The organism is Allobosea sp. 05T439 (genome assembly GCF_056396005.1).
Window position 1 is genome coordinate 25,209 of sequence record NZ_JBFTKP010000048.1, and the last position, 14,270, is coordinate 39,478.

The following is a 14,270-nucleotide window of genomic DNA, read 5'->3' on the forward strand; positions in this document are numbered from 1 at the left end:
TCTCTCCCTATGGTTCGGATACGAGGCTCCCGCCTGAGCCGCGGGTCCGGGGACCCGGGAAGCGGCCTCCCGGTTGAATCAGGCGGCCGCACCGGCCCGGCGGGCATCGCGGATCATGTTCCTCGCGATGACCAGTTGCTGGATCTGGGTCGTACCCTCGTAGATCCGGAACAGGCGCACATCCCGGTAGAAGCGCTCGATCCCGGCATCGGCGACATATCCGGCTCCGCCATGGATCTGGACGGCCTTGTCCGCGACACGCCCCACCATCTCGGAAGCGAACATCTTGGCGCAGGCCGCCTCGGTGGCGATGCCATGGCCGGCATCGCGCCGACGCGCTGTCTCTTCCACCATGCAGCGCGCGGCAAAGCTCTCCGCCTTCATGTCGGCCAACATGGCCTGGACCAGCTGGAATTCCGCGATCGGCTTGCCGAACTGGTGCCGCTCCATGGCGTAGGCGAGACTGTCGGCGATCAAGCGCTMAGCGACTCCGACGCAGACGCCGGCAATGGTCAGGCGCCCGCGATCGAGCACCTTCATGGCGGTGACGAAGCCCTTGCCCTCGTAATCCGGCCCACCAAGGATCGCCGTCTTTGGCACGCGGACATTGTCGAAGATCACGTCGCAGGTGTGGGCGCCCTGCTGCCCCATCTTCTTGTCGGTCCGGCCGAGCGTGATGCCCGGGCGATCGGCATCGACCAGAAACGCCGAAATGCCCGCGGCCGTTTTGCTGTCAGGGTCGGTGCGCGCAAAGACCGTGAAGAGGCCGGCGACCGGGGCGTTTGTGATGAAGCGCTTGGTGCCGTTGATGACGAAATCATCGCCGTCGCGCCGAGCCGAGCTGCGCAGCGACCCCGCGTCCGAGCCTGCTTCCGGTTCGGTCAGGCAGAAGGAGCCGACGCGCTCCCCGCTCGCCATCTCAGGCAGATAGCGGCTTTTCTGCTCCTCGGTGCCGTCGATGATGATGCCTTGCGAGCCGATGCCGTTATTGGTGCCGATCATCGAGCGGAAGGCCGGAGATGTTCCGCCAAGCAGGAACGAGACCTGGACCTCTTCCGAAAGCGTGAGTTCGAGGCCGCCATAGGCCTCCGGAATCGCCATGCCGAACAGCCCCAGCTCCCGCATCTGCGCAATGATCTCGGCCGGCACCTGATCGTTCTGCGACACGAGCGCCTCGTTCGGCCTCAGCTTTTCGCGGACGAAGCGCTCGACCGTGTCGAGCAACTGGCGGAACACATCAGGGTCGAGCGCCATCTAATTCCATTCCTCGGAATTTAATTCCATTATCGAGTTTTCTCGCATATGGTCTATCAGACCGTCAAGCCGGCACGGGCGGTTGGATCGGTTCAAGGCCCGCTTCTTTGGGTCGCAATCAGCTGAGCGATGGTGACGAAGCAGTATGCGCAAACGCGAAACGCCGGTGGGCGCCGCCCTGCCGGGCGAGAATGAGGACCAGGACCCCCGCTTCGTCACAGCGCTGGCGCGCGGCCTGAATGTGCTGCGCTCCTTCAAGCGCGGCGATCGCGCTCTGGGCAATCAGGAACTTGCCGACCGCACCGGGCTGGCGAAATCGACGATTTCGCGGCTGACCTACACGTTGAGCAAGCTCGGCTATCTCGAATACTCACCGATGAACGGGCAGTACTCGCTGTCTGCCGCAGCCCTGGCGCTCGGCTTCTCGGCGCTCGGCAACCTGGCCATTCGGGATGTCGCACGGCCACTGATGCAGGAATTGGCCGATCGCGTCGGCGCCTCAGTCGCACTCGGCGCGCCCGACCAGCGCACGATGATCTATATCGAGGAATGCCGTGGTTCGAGCCCGCTGCATCTCGGCATCGAGATCGGCTCGCATATCCGGATGGCGACCTCGGCGATGGGCCGCGCCTACCTCGCAAGCCTGGATCCTGCGACGCGATCGCGCATCGTCGACGTGCTGTGCGACCATGAACCCGACAGCGAGAGCACCCGGGCCGGAATCGAAATCGCCGTCAGCGAATACGCCGCGCATGGCTATGTTCGCTCGGTCGGGGAATGGAAGCAGGAGATCAATTCGGTCGGAGTGCCCATCCTGCTGCACGGCTCACGCCCGTTTGCGTTGAACTGCGGGGGATCGGCTCTCTCGCTGCCAAGGGAAAAACTCGATGAAGTGGGCGTCCAATTGCAGGATGTCGCCCACCGGATCCGCCAGGCGCTGGGCAGCGACTGAACCTGAGGTGATAAAGGGCATGGGGCGCGGCGAAATCCCGACGGCCGCTGACCGACTCCGGAATACCCTCCTCATGAGCGGTCCATGGCGTTCGCCGCCCAACGTAAACCAAGATCTCGTCATGAGGACGGAAATCGACGTTCACAGCATCGACGGGGATGAGAGACCCGCTATAGTTCGCGAAGGTCGAGCATTGGGGGAACAGATGACTATCGCCTCTTACGCAAGTGCTGCCATCGCCGGTCTTGTCGCCGCAACAGCTCTGGTCTCGCATGGTTGGGCAGCCGAGGGTCGCTACGCGGCCTATCAGGGAGCCTGGCTTGCCGACGGCACGGCCTGTGAGGAGATTTTCTCACCAGGCCGAAACGGCATGACCTTCAAGAGCCCACCCGATCTTTTCGTCTCGGCCTTCATCATCAGCGGTGACCGCATCAGAACATCGGCCGCCACATGCAGGATCCAGTCGGTCAAACGTGTCGGCGATCGCGACTTCCTGTCGCTCGGCTGCGTCAACCCGGTCTCGACCTCACAGGTGTCCGCGATCATGGCCAAGGAACCGGATGGCCGCATCAAGCGCTTCTACAGCGCGAACGATACCAGCGGCACCAATTACAGGCTTTGCCCGAAATAGGACGGCACCGCTCGCGGAACCTCACGGCACTATCCTGAGCCGAACGCTGGTTTCGGCATGCGAGGGGCACCTGATCGGCGCCACGATGGGCAGTGCCGGCCACTTGCAGGTCGGTGGAGGGAGCCGGGCCGCCGGTTTGCGCTGGACGGTTCCCGGCATCGGCGGCTTCATGAGCGGGGCCGTGCACTCTTTGATGTTGATCGTAAGTGGCGCTGACCTTGGAAGACGGTTTGGCCCAGGCCGTCCTGCTTCGGCATTGGCCTTGCCGGAGCCGGGCCATTCACGCAGGCACGATCGTGAGGGCGCGCCATGCAACCAAATGGTCCCCAGGCCGACCGCGGCGGCGGGTCGTCCATCGGCAGATTCACCGAGAACCTGTTCGGATGGGCTCGCCGATATCAGATGGGCAACCTCAAACAGGATATCCCGGCGGGCCTTGCCCTGGCGGCCTTCACGATCCCCGAATCCCTTGCCTATGCTTCGCTCGCCGGTTTGCCTCCCGTCGCCGGGCTCTATTGCTATCTCGTGGCCGGCCCCGGCTATGCCCTGTTCGGCGCGAGCGGCCAGCTCGCCGTTGGGCCGACATCCGCGCTCTCGGTCCTGTTTCCGACCGGCTTGTCCGCCCTCGCCGCAGGAGATCTGTCGCGTTACGCCGCCTTGGCGGCCGCGACCGCGATCGTGTTCGGCCTGATCTGCGTCGCCGGACGCCTGCTTCGCGCCTCGCAGACTGCCTATTTCATCTCGGACACGATCCTGCTCGGGTTCAAGACGGGCGCTGCGCTCTACATCGCGTCGACGCAACTGCCCAAGCTCTTTGGCCTGTCTGGCGGGACCGGTAATTTCCTTCCACGTCTCCTGCAGCTTTGGCGGGAATTGCCCACCGCGCACGGCCCCTCGCTCGCCATGGGCATCGCCGCGGTTGTCCTGTTTCTGGTGCTGGAGAAACTGATGCCGCGGCGGCCCACCACCTTGTTCGTGGTGGGCGCCGCCATCATCGCGACTCACCTGTTCGGCCTTGATAAACTCGGGATCGCGATTGTCGGAGACATCCCACAAGGTCTCCCGCATTTCGGTATCCCCGCGATCAAGCCGGAGGACCTGACGGAGCTCGTACCGCTGGCCTTTGCCTGCTTTCTCCTCGGCTTCGTCGAGACGAGTTCGGTTGCAAGGAGCTTTGCCCAGGAGAACGGCACCGAAATCGATACGGATCGGGAGCTTCTGGCCCTTGGTGCGGCCAATCTGGCCGTGGGTGTTTCGCAGGGCTATGCCGTCTCGGGCGGGATGTCGCAGAGCGCGGTCAACGCCATGGGCGGCGCGGTCTCGCCGGCGGCGCTGCTCGTCAATTCGGCAGCGATCCTGCTCGTACTGCTCTTCTTCACGGGCGTGTTCAAATACCTGCCCGAGCCGGTGCTTGCCGCCATCGTGCTGATGGCCGCGAAGCATCTCGTCCGCTTCCGGCAGATCGGCAACCTGCGGCAGGTTGCGTTCGCGGAATGGATCATCGCGCTGGTCGCGTTCTTTGGCGTGCTGATTGCGGGCGTCCTCAACGGGGTGCTCATTGCAGCGGCGGCATCGCTCATGCTGACCATTGCACAGCTCACCCGGCCGGAGATCGCCACCCTTGGCTTCGATGCCGAGAGCAGCAGCTTCGTGAACCTTGCCAATCGCCCCAGCGCAACCACCGCGCTCGGCGCACTGATCCTGAGGACAGCCCACCCCTGGGTCTATTTCAACGTCGAGAATATTCGGCGCGGGATTCTGGACAGGGTTGCCGAGACACAGGGGCTCAAGCTCGTTGTCCTGGATTTTTCACCGATCACCAGCATCGATGGCACCGCGGCTGCGGCGTTGGCCAGCATCCGCCAAAGGCTCGCGGCCGGCGGAATCGCGCTCGAGATCGCGAATCTGCGCGACGAAGTCGACCAGCGGCTGAAACTCCTTGCCCCGGAAGACGGAGAGGTCGCGTACAAGGTGCATCTCGGAATTCGCGAAGCGTTGGCGGCACATGGTCTCCTGGCCCGCGTTCCGGGCGCCACGCCTGCCGGCACATGAGCTCCACGCTCGCCGAGATCGAACTCCATCGCGCAGCGCACCGACAGAGACCGGGGCGGCAGCACAGCATGAACGCCGCCGCCTGCCACCCCGTCAGTGATCAGAGCGCGAGATCGGGGGCGAGCGCCGCCAGGAAGTCCCGGGCATCGAAAACTGCGCCCGGAGCGAAGACGCCGCCGCGTGCCTTCGCGCCGTTCAGGAGCCGCTCGACGGCCTCGACCACGAGCGGTGCGGTGATGGCATAGATATCGTGCCCGCGCGCGGCCGCCCGCCGTACGGCATCCCCCCGTCGGATCTCGACCTCGACGAGGAATTTTTGCGCCGAGCGCCCGGACGCGTCGGCCGCGACCGGCGCCGGGGTGGAAACGTCGCGCAGGTCGCGCAGCGGCGCCGTGTTCAGGTAGCTGTGAAGGTCCGACAGCTGGAGATGGCTGTCGATCAGGATCGCCTCGGTGAAAGGCAGCTCGACCATCTCCTGCGCGCCAAAGGGTTCGGCGAAGGGCCAGACGGCGTTCGGAGCCGGATCGGGCAGGTGCTGCAGCCTCCCCTCCGCAATCGTCACGCGCCTTGCCGTGTTGCGCTGCCCGGTCACCCGCGTGCCCTCGGTCGGATGCCAGCTGTCCAGGGCGATCGCGACGCGGGCCTCGTCCGCACCGGTCCAGTCGCCCATTGCAGCTGTGACGAGGAGGTCGCTCAGGCCGCCATAGAAGCCCATGGCCGGAATGACGGCGACACCGGTCTCTTCCGCAGGGGAGGAATAGCGCTCGAAGGTCGCCCGGGCGCTGGGCTGTTCCGCCGTCACGTCGAGATAGGGGATGCGTGTTTGCAAGGCCGCCGGCACCAGGAATTCGGCCGTGTCGAGGAACGGCCCGGCGCAGTTGATCAGCGCCGCCGCTCCGGAGAGGACGCGGGCCAGCGCTGCAGAATCCGCAAGCGCTGCAACTTCTTGCCTGACGCCGGCCGGGAAACCCGCCTCCGCCAGCTTCTCGGCATCTCGCCCGATCGCGATGGCCGGGAAGCCGCGCCGCAGCAGCTCCCTGATCACGAAGCGGCCCGTATGTCCGGCGGCTCCGTAGACTGCGATGGCAGGCTTGCTGATCCCTGCCCCCTCGAACTGATCGCTCATGATTCCCTCCCGCTACAGACCTGTCTGTTTCTTTTAGGTACAGACAGGTCTGTAGCGTGTCAACTGGAGATCTGCTATCGTCGCCTCGTCAAGGGAGAACAGTGCATGCGGACGGAGCCGACGAACCAACGGCTGGCTGAGGAACCTGGCCAGGTCGACATGCGCGAGCGGCTGCTCGCGACCGCATCCGACCTATTCTACCGGCGTGGCGTCCGCGCTGTCGGCGTCGATGTGATCATCGAGGCGGCCGGCGTCGCGAAGACGAGCCTGTACCGTCACTTTCGCACGAAGGATGACCTCATCGCCGCGTATCTGCAGCGTGAGGACGAGGATTTCTGGGCATGCTGGGATGGCGTGGCAGCGGGCCACTCGGACGACGGCGAAGCCGAGCTCGACGCGCATATGGCCTGGATCGGCAAGCGTGTCGGCCGACCCCATTATCGCGGCTGCCCCCAGATCAATGTCGCCGCGGAGTTCCCGGACGAGGATCACCCTGCCCGGCTCGTGGCCCGCACGCATAAGCAGCAATTGCACCGGCGCCTGCAGGACATCGCCGAGCGGCTGCGGGTCAAGCATCCCGAGGTGCTCGCGACCCAGCTCTCGGTGCTCATCAATGGGGCCTTCGTCAGCTCGCAGATCCTGTCCACCTGCGACGCGACAGCGATCCTGCGGCAGATGACGCACGCCCTGATCACCGCGGCCCGGCACGCTCCGGCCCGCGCCGCGTAGCCGCAGCGCTCTCGCTCGGGCCGGCCCCGAACGCACCCCAACACCAGCGGTTCGAGCGATCACATATCCTTGGTCTGGCGGACGGCGTTGAGGAAGGCCCGCACGATCCGGCTGGCCTCGCGCTTCCGCAAGATGACGACATGCGCGTAGGTGTAGATCTCCGCATCCGCGATCGGGATCAGGCGGAGCGCCGGGTCAGGCACGAATTCGGCGACCGAGACATAGCTGATGCCGAGCCCGCGGATCACCGCCTCGCGGATCGCCTCGCGGCTGCCGATCTCCATGACTGTGCGCGGCCTCGTCCTGGTCGCGGCCAGCGCCTCCTCAAAGGCCCGCCGCGTCGTCGAGCCGCGCTCACGCACGATCATCGCCTCGCCGTCGAGCGCCGCAATCTCGATGCTCGCCTGTCCGGCGAGCCGGTGGTCCTCGCGCACGAACACCGCAACCGGATGCCGGCGATAGGGAATGGTGAGCAGCCGATCGTCCTCGTCGAGATAGGCGAGCACGGCAACGTCGCAGCGATACTCGAAGAGATCGTCCAGAACTTCGGTCGAATTGCCGATCTTCACGGCGAGTTCGATCCCGGGATAGGCGCGATTGAAGGCCGCGAGCATCTCGGTGACGTGATAGGGGCCAACCGCGCTGATCGACAACCGGCCGGTCCTGAGTTCGCGCGACTGCTCGAGAAAGGCGATCGCCTCGTCCTCCTCGGAGAACAGGCGGGTGGTGATCGCCAGCAATTGCCGCCCCGCGTCGCTCAGTTCCCGGCGCCGCCCCTTCCGGACGAAGAGCTCGACCCCGTACTCGTCCTCGAGCGCGCCAACCTGTGCGGTCAGCGTCGGCTGGCTGATGTTGAACTCCGCGGCAGCGGCATTGAAGCCGCCTGCCATGGCGACGGCGTGGAACGAGCGAAGGCGCGTATAACGCATAGCAAATTTCTATCTATCACGTCTGAAAAATCAATTTGTTTATTGGGTCGCCCTTTGTGAGCATCCACTCCAACAGCGCCGGGAAAGCGCGGCAGACGAGACGGAACGAGGGTGGAACGCATGCATTGGGCCTATTGGAATCCCGTCAGGATTCGGTTTGGCGCCGGCCTCTTCAACGAGGTCGCCGGCCTGATCGGCAAGCGGCGCTGGGCGCTCGTCACCTATGACCAGCCAATCTTCCGCGACCTGGCTGAGCGCCTGGCACAGGCTGCCGGGGCGCCGGTGGTGACGATCGCCAATATCGAGACCAATCCCGATTGTGCTGACCTCGTCGAATCCTGCCGCCTGTTCGGCGCCTCTGCAGAGCGGGCCGAGGTCATCGTCGCGCTCGGCGGCGGCTCGATGATCGATGCGGCCAAGGTGCTCGCGGCAAGCGGCGGCAATTTCGAGACGGTGCGCCGCCATCTCGTCGACAAGGTCCCGCTCGACGCCTCGGACATCATCCCGATCATCGCCGTTCCCACGACGGCGGGAACCGGCAGCGAAGTCACCTCCTGGGCCACCGTCTGGGATGCCGCAAATGGCAGCAAATACTCGCTCGCCCATCCCCGGCTCTATCCCGAGGCTGCAGTGCTCGACCCGGCCCTGACGCTGGGCGCGCCGCGCGGCCTGACGCTTGCGACCGGGCTCGACGCGCTCTCGCATGCGCTGGAGAGCATCTGGAACGTCAACGGCAACCCGGTCTCGGCCAATTACGCCGTGGAGGCCGCGCGCGAGATCATCGACACGCTGCCGCGGCTGATGGAGCGGCTCGACGATATCGGCCTCAGGGAGCGCCAGATGCGCGCCAGCCTGCTGGCGGGCCTCGCCTTCTCGAACACCAAGACGGCGCTGGCCCATAACATCTCCTACGACATCACGCTGAAAAGCGGCACGATCCACGGCATCGCCTGCTCCTTCTCGCTGCCGATCGTGATGCGCTGGGCCATGGGCACGCAGCCACAATGCGATGCCGCGCTGCGGCGGGTGTTCGGCAGCGATCTCGATGCCGGCGCCGAACGGCTTGGCCTGTTCCTGCAAGGGCTCGGCGTCAAGACCGACCCGGCCGCCTATGGCGTGTCACCGGTCGAATGGGACCGTCTGGTCGCAAAGGCGCTGGAGGGTGAGCGGGGTCGCAATTTCATCGGGAGACAGGCCGCCAAAGCTGCCTAACATCACTCACATCAGGGCTACGGCGCCCGTAATCGGTTCACCGGCAAGGTCAAAGGACCACCGGATCATCTCGGGAGGATGACATGAACATTTCGCGTCGGAAGGTGTTGACGGGTTCGCTTGCCGCAGCGGGGGCCGTTCTGGCCATGCCGCATCTGGTTCGGGCCCAGACGAAGCTGATCAGGGTCGGGCTGATCCCGTCGGAGGATTCCCGTGCCATGCTGGAATCGAGCCAGCAATTGCTGGACGCCCTGGAGAAGAACCTTGGCATCAAGGTCCAGGGCTTCGTCGCCTCGGACTATAATGGCGTCATCGAAGCCATGCGCTCGGGCCATGTCGAGGTCGCCTATCTCGGCCCGTTCTCCTATGTGCTCGGCACCACGGTTGCGCCGATCGAGGCCTTCGCGACCGCCGAAACCGCCAAGTCCGGCCGCACCTATTATCACGCCCAGATCATCACGCGGAAGGACAGCGGCATCAAGGAGGTGAAGGACCTGAAGGGCCGCACCTTCGCCTTCGTCGATCCCTCCTCCACCTCCGGCCACCTCTTCCCGAAGGCCGGGCTGATGAAGCTCGGCTTCGATCCAGAGAAGGATTTCGGCCGCGTGCTCTTCACCGGCTCGCACGATGCCAATGCGCTCGCCGTCGCCAACAAGCGCGTCGATGCCGCGACGATCGCCGACCGCATCTTCGACGCCGCGGTCCAGAAGAAGCTGATCGACCCCGCCGACATCCAGGTCGTCTGGCGCTCCGACCCGATCCCGGAATCGCCGACCTGCTGGCGCAAGAACCTGCCCGACGACCTGAAGAAGCAGATCAGGACCGCCTTCCTGAACATCAGGGACATCACCTGGGCCGATCAGGGCAAGCTCAACCGCTTCGTCGAGACCAATGACCAGGCCTACGACATCATCCGGGACACAGCGAAGGTGCTGAATCTCGATCTGGCCAAGATGAAGTAGCCGCGCCTGGCGCGGTTCCGCGGAGGATCCGAGATGATCAAGATCGAAGGACTGAAGAAGTCCTATGTCGGTCGGCCGGTGCTGCAGGGCATCGACCTGACCGTGAGAGCGGGCGAGTTCCTGGTCGTGCTCGGCCCCAGCGGCGCCGGCAAGTCGACCCTGCTGCGCTGCATCAACGGGCTCGCCCAGCCCGATGCGGGGCGGACGCTGATCGACGGCACCGTCTTCGATGCCAAGCGCAGCGTGCGCGGCGAGCGGCCCGTCGCCATGATCTTCCAGCACCACAATCTGGTGAAGCGCCTCTCGGTGCTGAAGAACGTGCTCGTCGGCCGCATGGCCGGGCTGTCCTCCTTCCTGTCGATGCTGCAGCTCTTTCCCAGGCGCGATGTCGATATCGCGATGGAATGCCTGACGCGGGTCGAGCTGGCGCACAAGGCCAATGCGCGCGGCGACCAGCTCTCCGGCGGCGAGCAGCAGCGGGTCGGCATCGCCCGGGCGCTGGCCCAGCAGCCGTCCGTGATCCTGTGCGACGAACCGGTGGCGAGCCTCGATCCGAAAACGTCGCGCGTCGTGCTCGGATACCTCAAGGCGATCTGCAAGGAAGAAGGCATCGCCGTGATCTGCAACCTGCACCAGGTCGACTATGCCGTCGAGTTCGGTGAGCGCATCGTCGGGCTCAGCGGCGGCCGGGTGATCTTCGACGACACGCCGGACCAGCTGACCTCCGAGATCGTCCACCTGATCTATCCCGGCCTGGAAGACCCCGGCATCAGCCGCGTCCTGAAGCCGCGCGCGCTGGCTCAGCCGGTGCTGACGCCGCTCATCGCCACCGCAACAGCCTGAACGCGACGGGGAGCCCGATCATGTCATTCGGTACATTGCAACTCGTCCTTCGTCCGCCGCAGGGCCGTTTCGGCTGGTGGGGCGTCAGCGCCCTGTCGCTCGCGATCGTCGTCTTCCTGTGGTGGGCCGCGCTCGGTTCGCAGATCAATGCCAGCAACCTGTGGAACGGCATCCCTTATATGTGGGATTTCCTGGTCCGCATGATGCCGCCCAACCCGGATTTTCTGGATCGACTCTGGAAGCCGGCGCTGGAGAGCCTGCAGGTCGCGGTCTGGGGCACGCTGCTCGGCGTCGTCATCGCGCTGCCGATCTGCTTCTTTGCGGCCCGTAATCTCAGCCCGAGCCCGGTCGTCTATCACGCCACGCGCCAGGTGCTGAACTGCATGCGCGGCATCAACGAGATCATCCTGGCGCTGATCTTCGTCGCCGCCATCGGCCTTGGCCCCTTCGCGGGCGTTCTGGCCCTTGCGATCCACGGGGCCGGCATGCTCGGCAAGTTCTTCGCCGAGGCGATGGAAGATATCGACGAGGGACCGCTGGAGGCTTTCCGCTCGGCCGGCGTCGGGCCCTTCCAGACCTTCTTCTTCGGCGTCCTGCCGCAGGTGCTGCCGACCTGGCTGGGCACGGTGTTCTACCGGCTGGAAACCAATGTCCGGCAGTCGACCGTGCTCGGCATGGTGGGCGCCGGCGGCATCGGCTTCGAGCTCGTCTCCTCCATGAAGCTCTTCAAGTACCAGGATACCGCGACCTGCATCCTGATGATCCTGGCGATGGTGCTTGCGGCCGATCTCATCTCATCGCGTGTCCGGGCCATGATCCGCTAACGCCCTTCGACCGTGGCGCCCCTCGCCACGGTCAACTGACCTTCCCGGCGCGGGCCGCCCGCGCTCCCCCCTGCCTCGACCAGCCCATGTCGCTGAAGCGCCAAGTCCGCTTCTCGAAAGGAAGACCCATGCTCACGCGAGCCCCTAACATCGTGGCCGCCAATGGCCGCAGCTATCGCCTGCCGGAGGTTCCGACCGTCGTGGTCTGCATCGACGGCTCCGAGCCCGGCTATATCGAGGCGGCCATCGCCAGGGGACTGGCGCCCAATCTCGACCGCCTGCTGCGCGCCGGCTCCTACCGGCTGGCGCGCTCGGTGATCCCGAGCTTCACCAATCCGAACAACATCTCGATCATCACCGGACAGCCGCCGGCAGTCCACGGCATCGCGGGCAACTATTTCTACGATCGGGCGGCCGGCGAAGAGGTGATGATGAACGATGTGCGCTTCATGCGCACCGGCACCATCATGCAGGCCTTTGAGGAGGCCGGCGCCAAGGTTGCCGTCGTCACCGCCAAGGACAAGCTTCGCACCCTGCTCGGCAAGGGCCTGGATCCGAAGAGCGTCCGCTCGATCGCCTTCTCCTCGGAAAAGGCCGACAAGGCGACGCTGGCCGAGAACGGCATCGAGAACTTGCTCTCCTTCGTCGGCAAGCCCCTGCCGGAGGTCTACTCGGCCGATCTCTCGGAGTTCGTCTTCGCAGCGGGCGTGAAGCTGATCAGGACGTTCCGGCCGGACGTCATGTATCTCTCGACGACCGACTATATCCAGCACAAGGCCGCACCGGACAGCGAGGTAGCCAACGCCTTCTATGCGATGATGGATCGCTATATCGGCGAACTCGATGCGCTCGGCTGCGTGCTGGCGCTCACCGCCGATCACGGCATGAACGATAAGCACCTCGCCTCGGGCGAGCCCGATGTGCTCTATCTCCAGGATTGGGTCGACGCGCGATGCGGCGCCGGCCAGGCGCGCGTGATCCTGCCGATCACCGACCCCTATGTCGCCCATCACGGCGCGCTCGGCTCCTTCGCTACCATCTATCTGTCGGAGGGAACGGACGGCCGGGCGCTCATCGCCGAGCTCGCAGCCACCAACGGCGTCGAGGTCGTGCTGGACAGCGGCGCTGCCTGCGCCCGCTTCTCGCTCCCGGCCGACCGGATCGGCGACATCGTGGTGATCTCGACCCGCCACAAGGTGCTCGGGACCAGCGCCGCGCGGCACGACCTGGCGGGTTTGACCGAGCCGTTGCGCTCGCATGGCGGCCTGACCGAGCAGCTTGTGCCGATGCTGGTCAACCGCGCCGTCGACTGGCCGCAGGGGCCATTGCGCAATTTCGACGTCTTTGACGTCGCCCTGAATTGCGTCGCGGCGTGAGGACCTGGTGATGAACGCTCCCTTCAGCCCGACACCCCGCCGCGAGACGATGCGGATCGCCGGCAAGCTCGTCTCGACCGACGACATGGTCGAGGTCCGCAATCCCTACGACAATTCCGTCGTCGGCCTGGTGCCGGCGGCGCGGCCCGAGCATGTCCGCGAGGCCTTCGCCAAGGCGCGCGCCTTCAAGCCGACACTGACCCGCTATGAGCGCCAGCAGATCCTGCAGAAGACGGCCGAGTTGCTGCGCGACCGCAAGGACGAGTTCGCCCGGCTGATCACGGCCGAAGCCGGGCTGTGCTGGAAGGATTCGCTCTATGAGGCGAGCCGGGCCTATGACGTCTGGTCCTTTGCGGCCCAGCTCACCATCAAGGATGATGGCGAGATGTTCTCCTGCGACATCTCGCCGAACGGCAAGGCACGCAAGATCTTCACGACGCGCCAGCCCTTGCTCGGGGTGATCTCGGCGATCACGCCGTTCAACCACCCGCTCAACATGGTCAGCCACAAGCTGGCGCCGGCGATCGCCACCAATAACCGCCTCGTGCTGAAGCCGACCGAGCTGACGCCGCTGACCGCGCTCGCGCTCGCCGACGTGCTCTACGAGGCCGGCCTGCCGCCCGAGATGCTCTCGGTCGTCACCGGCAACCCCTCGACCATGGGCGATGCGATGATCACCGATCCCGATGCGGATCTGGTGACCTTCACCGGCTCGGTCCGGGTCGGCAAGCACATCGCCAATACCGCCGGCTACAAGCGCATCGTGCTCGAACTCGGCGGCAACGACCCGCTGATCGTCATGGAGGATGCCGACCTCGACAAGGCGGCCGAGCTTGCGGTCACTGGTGCGACCAAGAACTCCGGCCAGCGCTGCACCGCGGTGAAGCGCATCCTGGTGGTCGAGAGCGTCGCCGACGCCTTCGCCAAACTGGTCGTCGAGAAGGCGAAGACGCTGAAATGCGGCAACCCGATGGATCCGGCAACCGATGTCGGCACCGTCATCAACGCCCGCTCGGCCGCGCTCTTCCAGGSCCGCGTCGACGACGCSGTGACGCAAGGCGCCGAAGTGCTCTACGGCCAGCGGGCCGAGGGYGCGCTSTTCCATCCGACCGTGGTCGACCGCATCCCCTACGCCTGCGAGCTCGTGCATGAGGAAACCTTCGGCCCGGTGATCCCGATCATCCGCGTGCCGAACGATATCGCCGAGGTGATCCGGATCTCGAATTCCACCGCCTATGGCCTGTCCTCGGGCGTCTGCACCAACCGCTTCGACTACATCCAGCGCTTCGTCGCGGAGCTCGAGGTCGGCACCGTCAACCTCTGGGAGGTTCCCGGCTACCGCATCGAGATGTCGCCCTTCGGCGGCATCAAGGATTCAGG

13 protein-coding genes are annotated in these 14,270 nt (G+C 65.4%); 10 read left to right on the forward strand and 3 right to left on the reverse strand.

What is annotated here, in order from left to right; translation table 11 throughout:
• Positions 1-78 precede the first annotated feature (78 nt).
• On the reverse strand, positions 79-1,254 hold the full coding sequence (locus tag AC1DIO_RS31020; RefSeq protein WP_476854590.1) for an acyl-CoA dehydrogenase family protein: 1,176 nt from the start codon (positions 1,252-1,254) through the stop codon (positions 79-81).
• A 145-nt stretch (positions 1,255-1,399) separates the two neighbouring features.
• Here AC1DIO_RS31020 and AC1DIO_RS31025 point away from each other — a divergent pair, with 145 nt between their 5' ends.
• From AC1DIO_RS31025 to AC1DIO_RS31035, 3 genes are all read left to right on the forward strand, one after another.
• A complete protein-coding gene (locus AC1DIO_RS31025; RefSeq protein WP_441508609.1) occupies positions 1,400-2,206 on the forward strand; it encodes an IclR family transcriptional regulator in 807 nt (268 codons plus the stop codon).
• Positions 2,207-2,411: 205 nt separating this feature from the next.
• On the forward strand, positions 2,412-2,837 hold the full coding sequence (locus tag AC1DIO_RS31030; RefSeq protein ID WP_441493480.1) for a hypothetical protein: 426 nt from the start codon (positions 2,412-2,414) through the stop codon (positions 2,835-2,837).
• 402 nt (positions 2,838-3,239) lie between these two features.
• Positions 3,240-4,889 (forward strand): SulP family inorganic anion transporter, encoded by a 1,650-nt coding sequence (locus AC1DIO_RS31035; RefSeq protein ID WP_441508610.1) that lies wholly within the window; start codon positions 3,240-3,242, stop codon positions 4,887-4,889.
• A gap of 100 nt (positions 4,890-4,989) precedes the next feature.
• Here the strand turns inward: AC1DIO_RS31035 and AC1DIO_RS31040 are convergent, their stop codons facing one another.
• Positions 4,990-6,015: a saccharopine dehydrogenase NADP-binding domain-containing protein gene (locus tag AC1DIO_RS31040; RefSeq protein ID WP_441508611.1), complete on the reverse strand. Its 1,026-nt coding sequence runs from the start codon at positions 6,013-6,015 to the stop codon at positions 4,990-4,992.
• A gap of 105 nt (positions 6,016-6,120) precedes the next feature.
• Between AC1DIO_RS31040 and AC1DIO_RS31045 the strand changes: the two genes are divergently transcribed.
• Positions 6,121-6,744: a TetR/AcrR family transcriptional regulator gene (locus tag AC1DIO_RS31045; protein WP_441508612.1), complete on the forward strand. Its 624-nt coding sequence runs from the start codon at positions 6,121-6,123 to the stop codon at positions 6,742-6,744.
• A gap of 59 nt (positions 6,745-6,803) precedes the next feature.
• Here the strand turns inward: AC1DIO_RS31045 and AC1DIO_RS31050 are convergent, their stop codons facing one another.
• The gene (locus tag AC1DIO_RS31050) at positions 6,804-7,673 is read right to left on the reverse strand and encodes a LysR substrate-binding domain-containing protein (RefSeq protein WP_441508613.1); all 870 of its coding nucleotides are present in this window, start codon (positions 7,671-7,673) and stop codon (positions 6,804-6,806) included.
• A 120-nt stretch (positions 7,674-7,793) separates the two neighbouring features.
• Here AC1DIO_RS31050 and psrA point away from each other — a divergent pair, with 120 nt between their 5' ends.
• The 6 genes from psrA to phnY all read left to right on the forward strand — a co-directional run.
• Entirely contained in the window at positions 7,794-8,885 is a 1,092-nt protein-coding gene (psrA, locus tag AC1DIO_RS31055; protein ID WP_441493475.1) for an iron-containing alcohol dehydrogenase PsrA, read from the forward strand.
• 83 nt (positions 8,886-8,968) lie between these two features.
• Positions 8,969-9,847: a phosphonate ABC transporter substrate-binding protein gene (gene phnD / locus AC1DIO_RS31060; protein WP_441493474.1), complete on the forward strand. Its 879-nt coding sequence runs from the start codon at positions 8,969-8,971 to the stop codon at positions 9,845-9,847.
• Between the two features lie 33 nt (positions 9,848-9,880).
• Positions 9,881-10,690, forward strand: a complete 810-nt coding sequence (gene phnC, locus AC1DIO_RS31065; protein WP_476854591.1) for a phosphonate ABC transporter ATP-binding protein — start codon at positions 9,881-9,883, stop codon at positions 10,688-10,690.
• A 20-nt stretch (positions 10,691-10,710) separates the two neighbouring features.
• Positions 10,711-11,514, forward strand: a complete 804-nt coding sequence (gene phnE / locus AC1DIO_RS31070; protein ID WP_441493472.1) for a phosphonate ABC transporter, permease protein PhnE — start codon at positions 10,711-10,713, stop codon at positions 11,512-11,514.
• Positions 11,515-11,642: 128 nt separating this feature from the next.
• Complete coding sequence (gene phnA, locus AC1DIO_RS31075; RefSeq protein WP_476854592.1) at positions 11,643-12,890, forward strand: phosphonoacetate hydrolase; 1,248 nt, start codon at positions 11,643-11,645, stop codon at positions 12,888-12,890.
• Positions 12,891-12,900: 10 nt separating this feature from the next.
• On the forward strand, positions 12,901-14,270 hold a 1,370-nt coding region (gene phnY, locus AC1DIO_RS31080), incomplete at its 3' end, for a phosphonoacetaldehyde dehydrogenase (protein WP_476854593.1).

Bases quoted from the DNA above. Each gene is read 5' to 3' on its own strand.
- AC1DIO_RS31025 (WP_441508609.1), top strand. From the start codon at position 1,400: ATGCGCAAACGCGAAACGCCGGTGGGCGCCGCCCTGCCGGGCGAGAAT.
- AC1DIO_RS31030 (WP_441493480.1), top strand. From the start codon at position 2,412: ATGACTATCGCCTCTTACGCAAGTGCTGCCATCGCCGGTCTTGTCGCC.
- AC1DIO_RS31035 (WP_441508610.1), top strand. From the start codon at position 3,240: ATGGGCAACCTCAAACAGGATATCCCGGCGGGCCTTGCCCTGGCGGCC.
- AC1DIO_RS31040 (WP_441508611.1), bottom strand. From the start codon at position 6,015: ATGAGCGATCAGTTCGAGGGGGCAGGGATCAGCAAGCCTGCCATCGCA.
- AC1DIO_RS31045 (WP_441508612.1), top strand. From the start codon at position 6,121: ATGCGGACGGAGCCGACGAACCAACGGCTGGCTGAGGAACCTGGCCAG.
- AC1DIO_RS31050 (WP_441508613.1), bottom strand. From the start codon at position 7,673: ATGCGTTATACGCGCCTTCGCTCGTTCCACGCCGTCGCCATGGCAGGC.
- psrA (WP_441493475.1), top strand. From the start codon at position 7,794: ATGCATTGGGCCTATTGGAATCCCGTCAGGATTCGGTTTGGCGCCGGC.
- phnD (WP_441493474.1), top strand. From the start codon at position 8,969: ATGAACATTTCGCGTCGGAAGGTGTTGACGGGTTCGCTTGCCGCAGCG.
- phnC (WP_476854591.1), top strand. From the start codon at position 9,881: ATGATCAAGATCGAAGGACTGAAGAAGTCCTATGTCGGTCGGCCGGTG.
- phnE (WP_441493472.1), top strand. From the start codon at position 10,711: ATGTCATTCGGTACATTGCAACTCGTCCTTCGTCCGCCGCAGGGCCGT.
- phnA (WP_476854592.1), top strand. From the start codon at position 11,643: ATGCTCACGCGAGCCCCTAACATCGTGGCCGCCAATGGCCGCAGCTAT.